Source organism: bacterium (genome assembly GCA_013360215.1).
In the GTDB taxonomy this organism is placed as follows: Bacteria; CLD3; CLD3; order SB21; family SB21; genus JABWCP01.
In genome coordinates, this window is the sequence record JABWCP010000038.1 from 1 (window position 1) to 19,757 (window position 19,757).

General features: G+C 44.1%; 17 protein-coding genes and 2 tRNA genes. All 19 read right to left on the reverse strand.

Translation table 11 applies throughout. The features are described 5' to 3' along the window. Positions 1 to 97: hypothetical protein (locus HUU58_14915; protein NUN46966.1), on the reverse strand; the 97-nt coding region annotated here is incomplete at its 3' end. A 45-nt stretch (positions 98 to 142) separates the two neighbouring features. Next, a tRNA-Thr gene (locus HUU58_14920) sits at positions 143 to 219 on the reverse strand. Between the two features lie 21 nt (positions 220 to 240). Further along, positions 241 to 313, reverse strand: a tRNA-Gly gene (locus tag HUU58_14925). A 376-nt stretch (positions 314 to 689) separates the two neighbouring features. Beyond that, the gene (locus HUU58_14930) at positions 690 to 1,868 is read right to left on the reverse strand and encodes a hypothetical protein (protein ID NUN46967.1); all 1,179 of its coding nucleotides are present in this window, start codon (positions 1,866 to 1,868) and stop codon (positions 690 to 692) included. Positions 1,869 to 1,909: 41 nt separating this feature from the next. Continuing rightward, the gene (gene glmM / locus HUU58_14935; GenBank protein NUN46968.1) at positions 1,910 to 3,241 is read right to left on the reverse strand and encodes a phosphoglucosamine mutase; all 1,332 of its coding nucleotides are present in this window, start codon (positions 3,239 to 3,241) and stop codon (positions 1,910 to 1,912) included. A 240-nt stretch (positions 3,242 to 3,481) separates the two neighbouring features. Next, a complete protein-coding gene (gene alaS / locus HUU58_14940) occupies positions 3,482 to 6,079 on the reverse strand; it encodes an alanine--tRNA ligase (protein ID NUN46969.1) in 2,598 nt (865 codons plus the stop codon). Positions 6,080 to 6,173: 94 nt separating this feature from the next. After that, complete coding sequence (locus tag HUU58_14945) at positions 6,174 to 6,905, reverse strand: class I SAM-dependent methyltransferase (protein ID NUN46970.1); 732 nt, start codon at positions 6,903 to 6,905, stop codon at positions 6,174 to 6,176. Between the two features lie 50 nt (positions 6,906 to 6,955). Further along, positions 6,956 to 7,309, reverse strand: coding sequence for a MerR family transcriptional regulator (locus tag HUU58_14950; GenBank protein ID NUN46971.1), 354 nt, complete (start codon positions 7,307 to 7,309; stop codon positions 6,956 to 6,958). Between the two features lie 71 nt (positions 7,310 to 7,380). After that, positions 7,381 to 8,496 (reverse strand): alanine dehydrogenase, encoded by a 1,116-nt coding sequence (ald, locus tag HUU58_14955; protein ID NUN46972.1) that lies wholly within the window; start codon positions 8,494 to 8,496, stop codon positions 7,381 to 7,383. Positions 8,497 to 8,524: 28 nt separating this feature from the next. Further along, a complete protein-coding gene (locus HUU58_14960) occupies positions 8,525 to 9,790 on the reverse strand; it encodes an insulinase family protein (GenBank protein NUN46973.1) in 1,266 nt (421 codons plus the stop codon). A 35-nt stretch (positions 9,791 to 9,825) separates the two neighbouring features. Further along, positions 9,826 to 12,015, reverse strand: a complete 2,190-nt coding sequence (gene pnp / locus HUU58_14965) for a polyribonucleotide nucleotidyltransferase (GenBank protein NUN46974.1) — start codon at positions 12,013 to 12,015, stop codon at positions 9,826 to 9,828. A gap of 258 nt (positions 12,016 to 12,273) precedes the next feature. After that, positions 12,274 to 12,543, reverse strand: coding sequence for a 30S ribosomal protein S15 (rpsO, locus tag HUU58_14970; protein NUN46975.1), 270 nt, complete (start codon positions 12,541 to 12,543; stop codon positions 12,274 to 12,276). Positions 12,544 to 12,658: 115 nt separating this feature from the next. Continuing rightward, the gene (locus tag HUU58_14975) at positions 12,659 to 13,591 is read right to left on the reverse strand and encodes a bifunctional riboflavin kinase/FAD synthetase (GenBank protein ID NUN46976.1); all 933 of its coding nucleotides are present in this window, start codon (positions 13,589 to 13,591) and stop codon (positions 12,659 to 12,661) included. A gap of 18 nt (positions 13,592 to 13,609) precedes the next feature. Continuing rightward, positions 13,610 to 14,338 (reverse strand): tRNA pseudouridine(55) synthase TruB, encoded by a 729-nt coding sequence (gene truB / locus HUU58_14980; GenBank protein NUN46977.1) that lies wholly within the window; start codon positions 14,336 to 14,338, stop codon positions 13,610 to 13,612. Between the two features lie 33 nt (positions 14,339 to 14,371). Further along, entirely contained in the window at positions 14,372 to 14,713 is a 342-nt protein-coding gene (gene rbfA, locus HUU58_14985; GenBank protein NUN46978.1) for a 30S ribosome-binding factor RbfA, read from the reverse strand. Positions 14,714 to 14,726: 13 nt separating this feature from the next. Continuing rightward, a complete protein-coding gene (locus HUU58_14990) occupies positions 14,727 to 14,987 on the reverse strand; it encodes a DUF503 domain-containing protein (GenBank protein NUN46979.1) in 261 nt (86 codons plus the stop codon). Between the two features lie 34 nt (positions 14,988 to 15,021). Next, positions 15,022 to 17,598: a translation initiation factor IF-2 gene (gene infB, locus HUU58_14995; protein NUN46980.1), complete on the reverse strand. Its 2,577-nt coding sequence runs from the start codon at positions 17,596 to 17,598 to the stop codon at positions 15,022 to 15,024. Between the two features lie 29 nt (positions 17,599 to 17,627). Next, entirely contained in the window at positions 17,628 to 19,010 is a 1,383-nt protein-coding gene (gene nusA / locus HUU58_15000) for a transcription termination factor NusA (protein NUN46981.1), read from the reverse strand. 59 nt (positions 19,011 to 19,069) lie between these two features. Beyond that, the gene (locus tag HUU58_15005) at positions 19,070 to 19,537 is read right to left on the reverse strand and encodes a ribosome maturation factor RimP (protein ID NUN46982.1); all 468 of its coding nucleotides are present in this window, start codon (positions 19,535 to 19,537) and stop codon (positions 19,070 to 19,072) included. Positions 19,538 to 19,757 lie beyond the last annotated feature (220 nt).

Genomic DNA, 19,757 nt, shown 5'->3' on the forward strand with positions numbered 1-19,757 from the left:
TGATCGCTGCCGTCAATGTCGTCTTACCGTGATCCACGTGGCCTATCGTGCCCACATTCACGTGCGGCTTTGAACGGTTAAATTTCTCTTTTGCCATGGCATCTCCTCGTATTGAGTGTCAAGAGTAAGTTGATGTTGTTCGTGGAGCCTGAGATCGGAATTGAACCGATGACCTCGTCCTTACCAAGGACGCGCTCTAACCATCTGAGCTACACAGGCTTTGCAATACTGCATTTATCGAGCGGGAGACGAGACTCGAACTCGCGACATCTTGCTTGGAAGGCAAGAACTCTACCAACTGAGTTACTCCCGCAATTACATACAAAATAATTTTTTTTAAAGAGCTTTTTTCGTTGGACAAGTAGCCTTTTCTAAGTTCAACACATGCTACACTTAAGAGCGAAAAGCTAATAAAAATATATAGTTATCCAAACGAGGTGCAAATATATACAAAAAGCCCTCGCATGTCAAGCATTTTCTTGTTTTTGTTGCTTTTAATGGATGTTTAAAACGGTAGGAAATGAAAAATGTGTCAAGACCTGAAAAAATAGAAAGATTGCCTCAAAAGCTTAATTCGAACGTATAGAATGTGAAATTTATTTTTTTCAAAATTAAAACAAATACCACATCTGTCCGCTTTCAAAAAAGAGCTCTTAAGGCAACCTTTTATTTAGGCAAAATATCGCGAATTACTGATTTATCTGAACAAATTCCACTTTGGCCTGTACCGTGGAACCTTCGGCGTTAAGCAATACTAAACCGACATTAGCAGTTTCAGGAAATTCGGTTTCAAATGTAGCGTATTCTACCCAGTCGTCGGCGATCGTGCTGTAGTAAGCCGTCCAAGTATAGCCTTTACGCACAAGTTTGAGATAACCAAAATCCTTAAATGCTTCAATACTTTTTTCAGTGCGCGGTACTTCGATGCCGCCGGCATAACCTTCTACATACACATACGCGCCGTTATAAAACACAAACGCACGTACATTTTGATTGCCATTGTGAGCCGTAAGTCCAAACCCGGCACTATAGTAGCGCGACCAATCCATTTTTACTTTTACTATGGCTTCAAAATCCCCTTTTACGTTGGGTAACTCAAGGCGCGGGGCGCTCTTATTCGGTTCTTGCGGATTCCAATATTCGCCGGAAGCGATAGACACTGTCATATGGCCGTCACCCAGAAAACTGTATTTGGAGTTTTGATCTTGATCTGTCCATTTATAGCTCCCAAGTGATTTGGACTTGAAATCTGTAACCCCGCTTCCACCATTGGGCGCACTGTTAACCGTCGAATTAACTGAAGTCGCTTTTGTGGACGGTGTTGTAGAAACTGGCGTTGACGTCTTTGGCGATACGACAGGTTTTTCGCTCTCTTCTGGCGTGACCGCCTCCGTGGCCGGTTCTTCACCTACCTCTTCATCTACACGCACTATTATGACATCCGGATCTTTTTTCGTTTGCGCATTGAGCATTGCTACGGCACCCATCGCGGCTGAACGATTGCGATCCATCATTTTCTGTTTGGCATAATCTTTATCCAACGTTTCAATAGGAATAAGAGCTAAAACATAATAATATTTTGTTGCCGGATCCTGATAATAGGCTTCAAAACGTAACGACGTCATAGCACCTTTGACGTCTTTTTTGGGATATTTGTTACGAAGCAGTTTTTCGAGAGCTGCTTTAGATTTTTTTTCGGCTTTTTCTTTGGCTTTATCAGGCCGGCTGTCTTTAGCAACGCCTACGGAAACAAAATTTTCGGCCGAATAGGAACCGGGGTTATCCACCCAAGTCGGTTTTTGTGCAAATACGGACGAAGACCCAATCAGCAACGTCCCGAGCATCAAAAAAAACAAATTTCTTTTCATGTATGTCTCCTCTGAGTATAGTTCTGAACGGATATACATACTTAATGAAAGTATGAGGTAAACGATTGTATCATATTATCCAATCTTTCTTGCGTACGCGCTTCGGCTATTATACGCATGATCGGTTCGGTATTGGACTTGCGAAAATGAATCCATCCGTCTTCGAAAATAATTTTAACACCATCCACCGTATCTACGCGGCCTTTTTTCTGATCCTTAAGTATTTTGGTCATGACAGCATCGGCATCAATATCATGCAATTCGATTTTATCTTTTTTCATGATAAAATAAGGAAGCTCGGCTACACATTCTGAAAACGGTTTATTTTTTTGTAATACATACTGTAAGGCAAGAGCAATCCCGGTACATGCATCGCGGCCAAGATGAATTTCCGGTAAGATCACGCCTCCGTTACCTTCGCCGCCGATGACGGAGTCTATCTCTTCCATTTTGATGGAAACATTGATTTCACCAATACGTGTATGATGAGTTTGAACGCCGTACATGGAGGCAATTTGATCTATGCCCATAGTGGTAGATGCGTTGACGACAACCGGGCCCTTTTTGCGTGATAAAACGAGGTCCGTTGCGATCATTAAGGTCAATTCTTCACCGATGGCTTGGCCTTTTTCGTTGACCAATGCCAACCTATCAACATCAGGATCAACGGCAAAACCAATATGGGCTTGATGTTGGCGAACCGTTTCTTCGAGTGCTTTTAGATTATCAACAGATGGCTCCGGATTACGAGGAAACACGCCATGCGGTTCTTCATTGATCACCACTACGTTACACCCCAGTTCTTTGAGAAGTCTGGGCACGATCACGCCGCCTGCGCCATTCACGCAGTCCACTACAACTTTAAAGTTACGTTTTCGCAGCGCCTCCACATCGATGTATTCTAGTTCTAGAATATGATCAATATGATTTTGAATGGCGTGATCATAATAGTTGATTTTTCCGATGCGATCCCATGTTGCAAGCAAGGTGGATTTACGATCCGCTATTTCGAGTACCTCATTCATCTGACTCTGTGTCAAAAAACGCCCCCTAGGTCCGATCAGTTTCAGCGCGTTCCATTGGATGGGATTATGGCTTGCAGTGATGGCAATACCGCCGTGCGCGTTCATATCATTGACTGTGATCTCTACCGTCGGCGTAGGTACTATACCGATGTCTACGATTTTACATCCCGCGGCAAGCAATGTACCGGTCACGAGTGTTTTGACCATCTCGCCGGACACCCGCGAATCCCGACCGACAACAACCGTACCGCCATTACACCACGTGCCAAAAGCGGCCGCGTATTTTGTGATCACTTCCGGCGTAAGACTTTCACCGATGATACCACGTATGCCGGAAACGCTAACCATCAGCGTTCCGGTTTCTTTTGGTGCGGTGTGTGAAGACGGTTTGACCGGTAGTGACTTGTTTCCGTTTCTGTATTTTTCAGAGAGTATCTTTGTTAGTCGGCCTTTAGATTGAATTTGAACAGTTTTTCCATCTCCCCCAGAGGCACCGTTATGTTTCTTCTTTAGAGGAAGGTCTTTGGTCGATCTTGATTTCGCTTTTTGGGGTGTTTTACTTTTTTTCATCGTTGAATTTCTAAAAAATTACATCGACACGAGTTCGTTTACTTTTGCTAATGCAGCATCCAGTTTGGAAATATCCTTAATACCAGCCGTTGCCGAATGCGGTCTGCCCCCGCCGCTTCCTCCGGCTATTTGTGCAATAGCTTTTACCAGATTTCCGGCGTGCAGTTTTTTATCACGGATCAGATCATCACTGACCACACAAAGGATCGTATCTTGGGTGGCGAGGACACCTACACCGGAAGTCAATTTCTCACGCAGCTGATCACCCACCGCACGCAATTCCGTTCCTGACGGCAATGTTATTTTGCGAGTAATTACTTTAAATCCGTTAACCATAACGGCGGATGCAATCAAACCGTCTAATTGGCTAGTCACACTTTGCAGACGAAGATCCGACAGTTCTTTTTCAAGAAGTTTACGATCATTGATCAAAGATTCGATGCGTTCCGAGATTTCTTCCGGTTTACAATTGAGCGTGTGCCGTAATGATTCTTGCAATGCATATTGATTTCGGAATAATCCCTCCGCGACGGATCCGGTAATGGCTTCAATCCGGCGCACACCGGAGGCGATGCTGGATTCGGACACGATTTTGAAAAAACCGATTTTCCCCGTCGAGGGCACGTGCGTGCCGCCGCAAAATTCTTTGCTGTATTCGCCAAACTGCACCACATTGACAAATTCACCGTACTTGTCTCCGAAAAACGATAACGCGCCCATTTTTTTCGCATCGGCGATCGGTATATTGCGATGGTGCTGCAAAGCAATGTTTTCAAATACTTTTTCCTGCACCATGGTTTCGATTTTCTTCAACTGGTCATCCGTGATTTTTTCAAAATGCGAAAAATCAAATCGTAAACGATAAGGCTCAACTACGGAACCGGACTGATGAACGTGTTCACCGAGAACTGAACGCAGTGCCGAATGCAATAAATGCGTGGCCGAATGATTTTTGATGGTCGGCTCGCGATGATCTTTGGAAACGGAAAGCTGTGCGGATGCGGCTGACGATAATGAAAAATTCTCAAAATCATCCGCAAAATGCACGACGTCATCCCCCACACGCTGCGTATCCCAAATTTCAAATACATGGTTTCCGATCGTCACCGTACCTTTGTCACCGACCTGACCGCCGGACTCCGCGTAGAAAGGCGTTTGATCAAATACCATTTGTATCAATTTACCATCACGGAAATATTTCAACGGTTTGGCCTGACTTTCCAAAACATCATACCCGATAAATTTGGTTTTAACCTCGGATCCGAACGTTTCCCATTTTATCTCTTTATTGATAAATATTTTTTTTCCTTCGTCACGCGAACGTTGTTTTTGCGCCTTCATTTCTTCCGTAAACTTTTCTTCATCCACAGAAAGGCCGCGCTCGGTCGCCATCACACGCGTCATATCCGCCGGAAATCCGAACGTATCATAAAGTTTGAATACATCCGCACCCGGTATTTGTTTTATGCCTTTAGATTCCAATTTGCGTGCCATGTCTTCAAAAACTTCGATACCGCGATCAAGTGTTTTATTAAAATTTTCTTCCTCGGTTTTGATTACGCGCTCGACAAACTCCTGTCGTGCACGGATTTCAGGAAAAGCATCACCCATCGCACCAACGACATTGGCAACAAGCTTGTAAATAAACGGTTCATGCAATTCGAGTTTACGACCATATAATGCAGCCCTCCGCAGAATGCGCCGCAAAACATAACCTCGGCCGTCGTTGCCCGGAATAGCACCATCCGTTATAGAAAACGTCAACATGCGGATGTGGTCGGCAATGACACGAAACGGCGCCTGAATCGCGGATTCGGCGTAATTTTTTCCCGCTACTTTTTCAATTCCTGAAATAATATCAGTAAACAAATCAATATCGTAGTTCGAAGTTTTACCCTGTAAAACCCGTGCAACGCGTTCAAAACCGGCACCGGTATCAACGTGTTTAGCCGGTAGTTCAGTCAGGCTGCGATCGGCATTTCGATTAAACTGTATGAACACCAGATTCCAGAGTTCGATCACTTCGGGTGACCCGGCATTGACCAATTTGCCGCCATTCCCGTCCGGTGTAAGATCAATATGTATTTCTGAACACGGCCCGCACGGTCCCGTATCGCCCATTTCCCAAAAATTATCTTTTTCTCCAAATCGCAAAATATGATCCGGATTGATATCCGTAACTTTTTTCCAAGTTTCGACCGCTTCATCGTCCGTCTTGTACACGGTTGCATAAAGGCGATCTTTAGGCAACCCCCACTGCTTCGTAAAAAGTTCCCATGCCCACTGTATCGCTTCGGTCTTATAATAATCCCCAAATGACCAGTTACCCAACATTTCAAAAAATGTATGGTGGTATGTATCGTGCCCTACTTCTTCGAGATCGTTGTGTTTGCCGCTGACGCGGATACATTTTTGCGAATTGGCCGCTCGTGTATAGTCTCGTTTTTCGGTACCCAAAAAAATGGGCTTAAACTGGTTCATCCCTGCATTAGTAAAAAGTAACGTCGGATCGTCATTAGGAACAACCGGACTGGATGGTACAAAACGATGCCCGCGCTCTTCAAAAAAACGGATAAATTGACTACGAATTTCTTTCGCCGTAAGAACATGTGCCATGAAATCTATTATAACTCCAAATAATTGATTTTACAGATATAAATATATAAACGCTATGCGGATTATCAAAACAATTTCAAATAAAATCGGCAATTTAGACCTTGCGTGCGATTAGTCGCACAAAACCTTTAGACGTTTCGGACCATGTTATTCGCAGACCGTTGGACTCCAAAACCCCTTTCATCCAATCCACCGAGAGCCTCAATTTAGGATAAACACTTATTTTATGCTCCCATTTTTCGCTAATCCTGATATTTAAAATATCGTGCACATAAACTTTTTCGGGAGCATACTCAACAAAACACGTAAATATCTTTTCTGCATCTGATCGAACCGGAATAAACCGTGAAACACCTGAAAGTTCCACGCTGTAATCGCGAAAAGATAAAATAAAGGAACCTCCGGGAACTGTTTTTTCGGAGCATAGTCTGATAGATTTATAAATATCTTCTTTGGAACCAAAGTGTGTAATCGTATCTCCCATACAAACAATTACTTCAAATTCTTTTGTTGTAACTTCTAAAAATCTTAGAATATCCGAATTATAAACTTCAATTTTTCGATCTTTAGTACGTGCTCCCAATTCGGAGCAAAGTTTATCACTTATATCAACACTCAAAACATCAAAACCTAAATCATTTAGTGCTAATGTTTGAAACCCGCTACCTGCTCCCAAGTCCAAAGCTGTACCTTTGCTGGATGGGATAATACCTTGTTCCTTAAAAAACTTAAGATTTTCAGAGTATTGGGCATCAAACCCGCCATACATCCAAGTATAGACATCTGCCAATAGCTGGTCGTAATGTCTTTTGACAATTTCTGACATATCTTTTTTTTAAAACTGTGCGAAGTAAGGCTTAAGGAGTGTTTTACGGATTACAGTTGCTTTAAGAGCGTCTCTATATCCAGTCGGATATCTTCGATCAGATGATGTGCTTTTTCCCTATTATTATTGTTTTGAGGAACCGGTACAACCGGGAGTTGTTCTGTATCCCCCAACATTCTTTTTTTGGCGCCTTCGATCGTAAACTTATCCTCGTACAGTAGTTTCTTTATTTTGAGGATATTATCTATGTCGTCTTCCGTATAAACTCTGTTACCGGAACGGTTTTTAAGCGGCTTCAGCGCATCAAATTCCGTTTCCCAATACCGAAGTACATACTGCTTCAGATCGGTTTTTTCACAAACTTCACTGATCGTATAGTATATTTTTTTGATCGGTTCGGTCATAGATTCACTCCGGACTAGGCTTTAAAACAAGAGCGGCAACCTTTTCAGATTACCGCTCTTTGTATAAACGATTATTTGACGACTTGTTCTACCGGAACATAAGGAAGGTCAAACGCATCAGCGACGCCTTTATAAACGACTTTTCCATTGAGGATATTGCATCCGAGTAAAAGTTCGTGATTGTCTTTGACGGCTTTCTCCCAGCCTTTATTGGCCAATTGTACGGCATACGGCAGTGTTGCATTGGTCAAAGCGACCGTCGACGTAAACGGAACCGCACCGGGCATATTGGCAACGCAATAGTGTACGATACCGTCTATGTTGTAGATCGGTTCTTCGTGTGTCGTAGGTTTAGTTGTTTCAACGCAACCACCCTGATCCACAGCCACATCCACGATTACGGCACCGGGTTTCATGGTTTTTAGCATATCGCGTGTAATAAGGTGCGGGGCTTTGGCTCCGGGTATCAAAACAGCACCGATCACGAGATCGGCATGTTTGATCACTTCGGCGATATTATAGCTATTGGACATCATGGTATGTACGTTTTTGGGCATAATATCATCCAAATAACGCAAACGATACAAATCAATATCCATCATAATGACACGCGCACCGAAACCAGCGGCTATTTTTGCAGCGTTGGTACCTACAACACCTCCACCGATCACAACGACGGTTGCGGGTTCAGTGCCGGGAACGCCGCTCAGAAGTAATCCGCGGCCTCCAAACGTTTTTTCAAGATACTTAGCACCGGCATGGACCGCCATACGTCCTGCTACTTCTGACATCGGATCAAGCAAAGGCAACTTACGATCCGAACGTTGAACCGTTTCATAAGCGATCGCAATACACTTGGATTTGATCATCGCTTCGGTCAAAGCACGATCGGCAGCAAAGTGAAAATACGTAAATACGACCTGATTCTCGCGAATCAATTCGTATTCCGGTTTGATCGGCTCTTTGACTTTGACGATCATATCAGCACGACCGTAAACATCTTTAGGGGTCGGTACGATTTCAGCTCCGGCTTTGACATATGCATCATTGTCGAAACCGCTGCCTACACCGGCATTATTTTCGACTATCACAGTATGACCGTGTTTTTTGAGTTCGGCTACGCCTACGGGCAAAAGACCGACACGGTTTTCTTTGGTTTTGATTTCCTTAGGTACACCTATAATCATGACTTCGTCTCCTAGAATTTGGTCCAGATTATTGAACAATTGAAATTTGCATTTTATCTACAAGTTTTGCAAGCGTATTCCCTGTTTTTTGGATGTCTCGGATCGTAAGTCGGTCAATCAATTTAGTGATTTCACCGATATTTACTTTCTTGCCAAGATAAATTTCATTTTTTGCCAAACGTATCATGCGCGTACTGGTACTTTCAAGGCCGAAAAGAAGATTTGCTTTGATTTGCGCTTTGGCCATACGCAATTCTCCGGCTGTAATCGGTTTATCCGCAAGCTTACGTAATTCGGCTTTTACCGTATCCACACTTTTTTGGACCTGATTTTTATCGGTGGCCCAATACACTCCAAAAATGCCCCCGTCATTTAAAAAATCAACAAAACTGTATATGGAATACGCCAAGCCCATCTTTTCACGAATTTTTTGAAATAAACGCGAACTCATACCGCCGCCAAGCACGGTATTGAGAACTAGATATTCAAAACGATGATCATCGGTATAGGATTCATGAATCGTCACTCCCATACACACATGTGCTTGATTGATCTTCTTTTCAACTACCTCAGTTTTTGACGGAGTATTTCGTATGGCATATTTTTCGAAACCCGTCGGCCAGTAGGATGTATTACGCAAACTTTTTGGAAATACAAATTTTTTTGCAATGACCGATTGCAGTTTGGCCTCATCAAAATTACCTGCAACAGACACCACCATATTGGATGGTACGTAATATTTACGATACGTATCCACTATGCTTTTACGATCCAAAACTTTTACGCTTTGCGGTGTTCCAAGGATATTATAACCCATCGGATGATTTCGATACACCTGACCATAAAAATAATCCTGTACAAATTCTTCGGGCGTATCTTCCGTATCACGAATTTCTTCTAGAATCACCTGTTTTTCGCGATTTATTTCCTTGGCATCAAATCGTGCATGAATCACTAAGTCGGCCAGCACATCCACGGCTAAGGCCATATCCTCGCTGAGAATATTCGCATAAAAACACGTATGCTCTTTACTGGTAAAAGCATTGATGCTGCCGCCGACATTTTCTAAACTTTTGGCGATTTGCAACGCGCTACGATGTTTCGTCCCTTTGAATACGCTATGTTCGATAAAGTGAAAGATCCCCATCGTATCGGCTGATTCAAACCGGCTTCCGGCTGTAATCCACACCCCGATAGATACCGAACGCAGGTGCGGCATATGCTGAGAAACCAAGGTCAGTCCGTTATCCAGAATGACCTTGGTATAATTATTCTCGTCGTATAAAGTTTTCATTCCCGTTTCCGGGACTATGAAATTACGTGGCACGCTTAGTGTCTGTCCTTTTTGTGATGATGACTACTGCGGCGATGTTCGTGACCTTGCCCGCGGTTGGCATCTTTTTCAGGTTCTACATGACCTTCGGGTTTGGGCATAAGCGCTTTACGGCTCAATTCATATTTGGTTTTACCATCCCGCTGCGTCATATCTTGCAAAAGAACCTCAACCACATCACCAAGTTTGAAGTAATCTTCTACTTTAGCAACGCGCTTGTAATCAATCTCCGATATATGCAGAAGCCCTTCTTTTCCGGGCAGGATTTCGACAAAAGCGCCGAATTCTGTAATCTTCTTGATCGGGCCGCTATATTTTTTTCCGATTTCCGGTTCTTCGGTAAGCGCTTTGATCATGTTGATTGCGATTTCAGCATTTTCGGAATTGACTGCGCCGATTTTGACGGTACCGTCATCTTCGATATCTATCGTTGCACCGGATGCTTCTATAATGTGGCGTATCATTTTGCCGCCGGGTCCGATCACCAAACCGATAAGATCTTGTTTGATCTTAATGGTTGTGATCTTCGGCGCATACCGTGAAATATCCGGGCGAGGTTGAGCCAGCGCGGTATTCATGATACCCAGAATGTGCATACGTCCGTCTTTAGCCTGTGCCAAAGCTTCACGCATGATTTCCGTTGAGATACCACGTATTTTGATATCCATCTGACATGCCGTGATCCCATTGGTCGTACCGGCTACTTTAAAATCCATATCTCCCAAATGATCTTCGTCACCAAGGATATCGCTGAGAATCGCATATTTTTCCGATTCTTTGATAAGTCCCATAGCGATACCGGCTACGGGCGATTTCATCGGAACGCCTGCATCCATAAGTGAAAGCGAACCGCCGCAGACCGAAGCCATAGAACTTGAGCCATTGGATTCTAAAATATCGCTCACGATACGAATCGTGTAGGGGAACTCGGCATCGGACGGCGCCATATTTTTGAGTGCGCGTTCGGCTAAGTTACCGTGTCCTATTTCACGACGACCGGGACCGCGCGAACCGCGTGCTTCGCCGACTGAAAACGGCGGAAAATTGTAATGCAACATGAATCGTTTGTACGTTTCTACCGAATCCACACCGTCAATAATCTGTTCATCTAATTTGGTACCAAGTGTGGTAGCCACAAGCGCTTGGGTTTGGCCGCGGGTAAAAAGTGCCGATCCGTGAACGCGAGGAAGTACGCTAGTTTGGCATACGATCTGACGAATATCGCGCGTCGTACGACCGTCTAAGCGCCGCTTTTCATCCAGGATCATCGAACGCATATCGGCATACTGGAGATCATCAACCATTTTTTTGATTGCCGCATCCATCTCCGGATATTTTTCTGCAAACTGTTCGCAGAGTGACTTCTTCAGTTCTTTTAGTTTCTCGTTGCGCAGCGATTTATCTGCGATGCGATCGGCTTCATACACGACCGGCTTAGCGATCGCGGTAATGTCGTTGATAAAATCCTGCGGTAACGTTGCGGCGTCGAATGTTCTTTTTACGGGCGCAATATCTTTGGCTAATTCTTCCTGAAGCGCAATGACTTGTTTGATAACATCATGCGCAAAAAGAATCGCATTAAGCATATCTTCTTCGGAAATCTCGCGGGACTCCCCCTCCACCATGGCGATGGAGTCTTTGGTGCCGGAAACCACGATATCCATATCGCTGGTTTCTAATTGTTTGAATGTGGGATTGATGATCATTTGACCGTCAATTCGCCCTACACGCACAGAGGCTATCGGATTATCAAACGGAACATCGCTGACCATAAGTGCAGCCGAAGCGCCAATACCGCCGATCACATCTGCACTGCCTTCCTGATCCGACGAAATCACATTGACATTGATGATCGTATCGTAAAAAAATCCTTCGGGAAATAACGGACGAAGCGGACGATCAATAAGACGACTTGAAAGAATTTCTTTTTCCGAGGGACGGCCTTCACGACGGAAAAAACCGCCGGGTATTTTACCGGCAGAATACGAACTCTCGCGGTAATCCACCATCAGCGGAAAATAATCAATGCCTTCTTTCATTTCTTTGGCACACACAACGGTTGCCAAAATCGTGGTATCACCATAGGTAATCCACACCGCACCATCGGCTTGACGCGCTACACGACCATGTTCGATCGTGAGCGTACGCCCGCCCAGTTCCATGGATCGGGATTTGATTGTAAACATACCATTTCTCCTTAATTATGAGGTATTACTATAAAAAGAAACGGTGTGATGCGTTTTGTTTGCCAATCCGCACGTCGCGTCAGCCTAAGCGAAAACTGTGCGTCAGGTTTCGTTTAGAATGACGTTGATGCAGATAACAGACGAATCCCACCATTTCAATGAACATATAAACAAAAACAGGCTGTCCCAAAAACGCACCGTGTTCAACCTAACAAAAAGAGAACAAAACGGATAGCTTTTGGGACAGCCTGATACAAATTACTTACGGATACCGAGTTCTGCGATCAATGAACGATATTTCTCAATATCTTTCTTGGTCAAATACGTGAGTAAACGTTTGCGCTGACCAACGAGTTTGAGCAACGAACGGCGCGAGCTGTGATCTTTTTTGTGCTCTTGCAGGTGCTTTGTGAGCTCGTTGATGTGTTGCGTGAGCAGCGCGATCTGGACTTCCGTGGCCCCGGTATTTGTCGCAGTTCCGCCGTGCTTTTTAATCACTTCGATTTTTTGTTCTTTGGTAACGGCCATGTGATTCTCTTTACTCCTTTATGTTTTTGAAATTATTGGGCTTACTTTTAACCCAAAAGCGCGTGAATGTATATAATGCAAATATGTAAGTCAATTGTTTTTTTAATAAAAAAATCTAAAAACCTTGTTCGCGCGCATGGCGGATATCCTGACGAATTTGCCAGATCAATTCTTCGCGGGATGAAAATTTACGTTCGTCCCGAATACGATAAATAAACTCAAGACCGACAGATCGATCATACAGATCACGATCAAAATCAAGGATATGCGCTTCGATCACGGTTTGCAAACTCGTGTCGAACGTAGGTCTCTGGCCAATATTAGTAACCGCAGGAAATGAAGAACCATCCACATTCACACGGCATGCGTAAACGCCCGGCATCGGGATGAGTTTCTGCATATGTGTGGGTTGGATGTTTGCCGTAGGGAACCCGATCGTGCGGCCTCGCCCGGCGCCATGCTGTACCGTGCCTTCGACGATATAACGACGGCCTAAAAGATCATTGGCTGTAGCTACATCCCCGTCTTTCAACATATTGCGAATCATCGTGCTATTAACGACAATACGATCAAAATCAAACGCCGGCAATTTTTCGATAATAAAATTCTTTTCGACAGCCATCGGCTGTAACGACTCGAATGTGCCGCTTCGGTTTTTTCCAAAAGCATGATCGTAGCCTAACAGTAATTTTTTCAGGCCGGCTCGTTGAATCAAAAATTGGTCAACAAATTCTTGCCCTGTTTTTTCCATTAAGGAACGGTCAAATTTTACAATAAGAAGCGCATCCACCCCCAACTTGGCAAAGACCTCTTGCTTTTCGTGCATCGTAGTCAGAATAGGTATGGATTTCGCTTTTTCAGGATTAACTACAGATTGGGGATGAGGATCAAACGTAAGAATAACCGAGCGCGCCTTCAACGCCTGCGCATCTTCGACTAATTTTTTTATAACCGCCTGATGACCGCGATGCACACCGTCAAATGTGCCCATAGTAAATACCGATGGTCTATCGGGATTTATCGCGTCAAAACCTTGTAAAATTTGCATAAAATTTAGAATATAAAATTATGATTTATCGGCGGATGTCGCTAATGCTTGTTTTATACGCTCAGCCATATTCAGCACATCCGAACTATTTTCTACGGAATATGCCCCAATGGATAAGCGACGCAGCGATTTGACAAAGGCTCCGCACCCTAATTCGTTTCCCAAGTCTCGTGCCAATGCACGGATATAAGTCCCTTTGGAACACTCTATCATCACCCGCAATATGTTTTCTTTGTAAGATAAAACGTGGTATGCATGTATAGTTATCCGGCGCGGTTTGATATCTACAGTTTTTCCTTTACGAGCCATTTTGTATGCAGGCACACCATTGATCTTGATGGCTGCAAACTGAGGAGGGATTTGTTCTATTTCGCCGATACTTTTATTGCAAATTTCCTGCAAAACCGCTTTGTTCAAATCCGGCACCGGCGCTTCACTCGTGATACGTCCTTCAATATCCAATGTATCGGTAGTTTTACCCAAAACAAATTCGGCTTCGTACACTTTATCCAAATCGGAAAATGTATCTATTGTTTTCGTTGCTTTGCCGGTGCACAAAATGAGTAAACCGGTAGCAAAAGGATCCAACGTCCCTGCATGACCTACCCGCTTGGCTTTGCAGGCAAAACGAATTTTGTTAACTACATCAAAGGATGTCCAACCGGCCGGTTTGTCAATAAGTAGAACTTTTCCTTCGTCAAAAAAAAGACGAAGTTCGTCGGTGTTGAAAAATTTTCCCGCCGTCAGATCGTGCGGTCCGATTACAGGAAACACGCGCGTTTATTCCCCTTTGATCTGCTTAAATATTTGTTCTAAGCGATCGGCATTGGCTAACGTGTCATCATAATAAAATTTTAATTCCGGGATGTGTTTGATTTCGATACGTTCTGCGATTTTGCTGCGCAAAAAACCTTTGGCATGGTCCAGCGCTTTACTGATGGCTTTGATTTCATCAGGCGGCGCCATCGCGGTGAAATATACTTTCGCAAAACTCATGTCGCTGGATACACGGACGGCCGTCACGGTGACCAATTTGGCTCGCGGATCGTGCATTTCCGTTTGTATGATAACTCCTATTTCCCGCAATATCAGTTCCTGAACGCGGTGCATACGTTGATTCATATTAATCTCATCGTTAGTACATGGTCAGTTCGCGGTTTACGATTTCGCATTGGCCTTTGGCCTCGATAAAATGTATGATCGCATCCATCGTATTACGAATTAAATGTTCTTCATTGGCGACCATACTGACACCCAATTCGGCGCGTTGCCATTTATCTAAGTGGCCGGTCTCCGCTATACTGACGTTAAATTTATGTCGAACGCCTTCTTTTATGCTTTTTACGACAAAGCGCTTCTCTTTGAGTGAAGCGCTTGCGTGTATAAATAAATCCATTTTATAGACTCCGACGATCATGATCGTGGGGTGCTCATACCGATAATGTTCGTTTGGTTTCTACGCGTTCGTAGCACTCGACGACATCACCGGATTTGATATCATTGTATCCGTCAATGGTAAGACCGCACTCAAATCCCTGCGCAACTTCGCGGGCATCGTCTTTGAAACGCTTGAGTGATGAAAGTTTACCCTCATATACAACTTCGCCGTTGCGCAGAAGACGTATGGGCTGTGTACGATTGACTTTTCCGTCCACCACATAACAACCGGCAACCGTACCCACCTTGGATATTTTGAAAATTTCACGTATTTCGACCATACCTGTGATTTTAATTTCATAATCCGGTTCAAGCATACCTTCGAGCGCTTTGCGGATATCTTCGATACAGTCGTAAATAATGTTGTAATAGCGTATATCTATGTTTTCACGCTCGGCCAGTTTACGCGCATTGAGATTGGGGCGAACGTGGAAGCCGATGATGATCGCTCCGGAGGCCGATGCGAGTAACACATCTGATTCGGTAATTACGCCGACGCCGCGGTGAATGATATTGACCTTCACTTCGGGTGTACTGAGGCGTTGAATCGAATCACTGAGTGCTTCGACGGAACCATCCACGTCGCCTTTGAGTACGATCGCCAAATCCGATACTTTGCCGTCGCGCACTTGTTTAGAGATTTCATCCAGGGTAAGGAATTTGACGCGGCGATGGTCCTGCTCGCGCTTGAGCTGATGCCGTTTTGTGGCGATGTTACGGGCAATACGTTCGTTGGAGGTAACAACCAATTTATCCCCGGCTTGGGGCAAACCGTCAAAACCGATCAACTGCACCGGTGTTGAAGGACCGGCGGCTTTTACCGAATTACCGCGTTCATCAAACATAGCTTTCACACGACCGTAATAAATACCGCAAATAAACGGATCGCCGATGTGTAGAGTACCTGACTCGACCAGCGCTGTGGCCGTCGCTCCGCGTCCTTTGTCCAATTGTGACTCCACAATGGTACCTTTCGCGCGGCATTCTACTTTCGCTTTGAGTTCCAAAACATCCGCTTCGAGGAGAATCTTCTCCAACAATGTATCTACGTGTAAGCCTTTTTTAGCGGAGATTTCCACGCATTGGTATTTACCGCCCCAATCTTCGACAAGAATATTTTTTTCAGAAAGTTGCGTTTTAATACGCATGGAATTGGCTTCAGGCTTATCAATCTTGTTAATCGCAATAATGATAGGTACGCCCGCGGCTTGCGCGTGATTAAGCGCTTCCACCGTTTGAGGCATGACATTATCGTCGGCCGCGACGACGATCACGACGATATCCGTAACCTGTGCACCGCGCGCACGCATTGCGGTAAAAGCTTCGTGACCCGGTGTATCCAAAAATGTGATTTTTCGACCTGAAGACAGCGTAACTTCGTAAGCACCGATATGTTGGGTGATCCCACCTGCTTCGCCGGCTACGACGTTCGCCTTACGTATATAGTCAAGAAGTGATGTTTTACCGTGATCAACGTGACCCATGATCGTCACGATCGGCGCACGGGTTGATTCCGGTACATCTTCCTGCTCTTCCAACTCTTCAATTTCATTTTCCTCGAACTCTTTGACTTGCTCGACATCGTATCCGAATTCACCCGCTACGAGCGTAATGGTATCCATATCCAGGCGTTGATTGATAGAAACCATCAATCCAAGCTGGAGACAGGTTTTAATAATTTCGCCTACAGCCACATCCATCATATCGGCTAATTCGTGCGCCGAAAGGTATTCATGCACACGAATCACATTACGTTCTTCTTCGGACTCTGCCGCTTCGGCTTCTCTTTCTTCGCGTTTTTGCTTACGCCGTTTTTGACGCTCTTCGCCGGCCGTGCGCGAATCATCCATCTTAGCCATCGTTTCACGGATAGCCGCTTCGACGTCTTTTTCGTCTATCTTATTTTTCTTCTTCTTTTTCTTTTTATTATTCTTACCGCCTTTTTCTTCGACCACTAAAACTTCAGGCTCCGCTTCACCTTCTTCTTTGCCACCCTTCTTCTTTTTACGACGCGGGTCAGTTTCGTCTTTCATCGCTTGTTTTTCAAGCTGTTGGCGCGCTTTTTCAAACGCAAGCTTAAATTCCTCGATGGATTTTTGCGAGGATTTCAGGTTTTCTAGCAGATCAACTTTTTTCTTTTCTGAAGGATGCGTATCCGCGTTTGTATTTTTTGCTTCAACCGAGATCGTTTCATCGGCAGGCACAGCATGCGGCTCAGCCGACACCGGTTCAGTCTGATGCACTGTTGCGGGTTCTGAAACCTCCTTAACCGTCTTTTCATCTTTTACGGATTCCGGTTCTAATTCCGGTTCCGGTTTAGGCTCGGATGACAGCTCAAAAATAGACGTTTGTTTTTCGTCTTTTTTCTCTTTTTTGTCTTTTATTCTCTGATAGGTATCGGCGTGTTTTTTCTCTTTGGAAAACTTAGCCATTACCTTCTCGATCATTTCCTCATCGAGCCCGCTCATGTGATTTTTTACTTCTTTGAAGCCGCTCTTTTGAAGAAATGTTACGATTTCCTGATGGCTTACCAAAAGCTCTTTGGCAAGCTGAAATACTTTTTTGGACATAAATCCGCTTTTATGTAGTTAAGAAATACTTATTCATTGGAAGACGTTTCCGTCGCCGGTTGCAGGTTCTCAATAACTGCGGCCAACCGACTGATGGCACGTTCGGGAATTCCTTCGACGTTTTTGATCTCTTCGATGGAAGCAATATCACCAAGTTTTACGAAACCTGCTACCAGTAATTTTTCGGCTACTGCTTTGGATACGCCTCGAACTTCGACGATCAACGAAGCTTCTGTATAAACTTCCGGCTGCGCCTCGGGTTTAGCCTCCGGGCGAACCGTCGGCTTAACAGTAGTTTCACGAATTGTTTCAGCTTCTGGAGTTTCGTTTTCGTCAACGATCTCGTCCGCTGCTTCTTCGACGTGCGCTTCGCCGCTTAATTCGCTGTATTTAATTGTTTCGATTTGAAAGCCGGTCAGACGTGCGGCTAAGTTTATATTTTGACCGAAGCGACCGACCGCGATGGACATCTCATCGTCATTGATAACAGCCAAGGCTTTTTTGTCGGTGGTATCCACTTCGACACGCAAGGGTTTGGCCGGACTCAACGCGCGAGAAATAAAAATTTCCGCGTCAGGACTCCAACTGACAATATCAATTTTTTCGTTATTAAGCTCTTTGACAATCGCCTGAATACGTACGCCTTTCATGCCGACACAAGCACCCACCGCGTCAATACGTTTATCGTTTGAAAATACGGCGATTTTCGTACGCTCACCCGGATCACGGGCAATAGCTTTGATTTCGATAATACCATCGTATATTTCAGGTACTTCGTTTTCAAACAAACGTTGAAGAAATTCGGGTTGTGCACGGGATACCACGATACGCGGGCCGCGCGGATCATCCACGACATCTTTGATAACGGCACGCACCGTATCACCGCGTTTGTAACGTTCATTGGAAATTTGTTCCATTTTGGGCATGATAAGTTCGGTGCGCTCAAAACTGATATAAATTTCATTTTTGTTGATCTGGCGGATCTCACCGACAACGATTTCGCCGATACGGTTTTTAAATTCGTCCATGATCAGTTTGCGCTCGATGTCTCGTATTTTCTGATTGAGTGTCTGACGTGCACTGATAATAAGACGACGACCGAAACTTGCCGGATCAATGATATGTACATAATCGTCACCGACTTTCATATCCGGATCCATTTTTTGAGCATCTTCAATGGAAATCTCGGCCACAGGATTTGTTACCGGATCGGCAACAACAACGTTTTGGTAAATTTCAATTGCCGGTTTGTCTAAGTTAACGATCACATCAAAGTTGTCCGTTGAGCCGTACTTTTTTTTGATCATCATTTTAAAAATTTCCTCGATGACCAAATTGAGTTCATCCTTCTCAATGTTTTTTTCACGGGCAATCTGCGTAAACGCATCGACTATCATGCCACCGTGTTCCATGCTGCCTCCGATAAATGGTTCACTATATTAATTTGTTTTCTAATTTATTCTTTTTACAACTACCACTTCAGTTTTATCTTAGCCTGTTTAATCTGGCTAAGTTCAATGGTGATATCTGAAGTTTGTTTTTTTGCTAACTGGACTCGAAGCGTAACATTATTATCTCCCACGCCAACCACAGTTCCTTCCATTGTTTTATCGCCTTGGTCCGATAAATATGTCATTATTATGGTTCTGCCCATGTTTTTGCGAAATTGCCAATCTTGTGAGATCGGACGCTCCAAACCGGGAGACGAAACTTCGAGAAGATAATTTTCACCTAAAAAATTTTCCGCATCAAGAACTGTCTCAATTTCACGGCTAAATTCACGACAGCGGTCTATTATTATCCCTTTTTCACTATCGAGAAATACACGCAACATATAACGACCGGATGTGGATTTCAAATCAATATCCACAATTTTAAATTCAGTATTTTCAATAATTTTACTGACTATGTTTCGTATACGCGTTTGTAAATTATTCACTTTTATAACTTTATGAAAACAAAAAAGTGGGTCTTGCGAACCCACTCCGTAATAGGTAAAGAAGCTGTCCGTAAATATAAAGCTTCTTTTTACGTAATGCAAGTATTTTTTGATTCAACTTTGGGAAACGGAAGCAACATCGTACCCCCCTTTGGATAGAAGGGAAAGAAGGATTGAGATTGGTGATAGAACATTGCAGGAAGTCTTGCGAGCGTAGCGA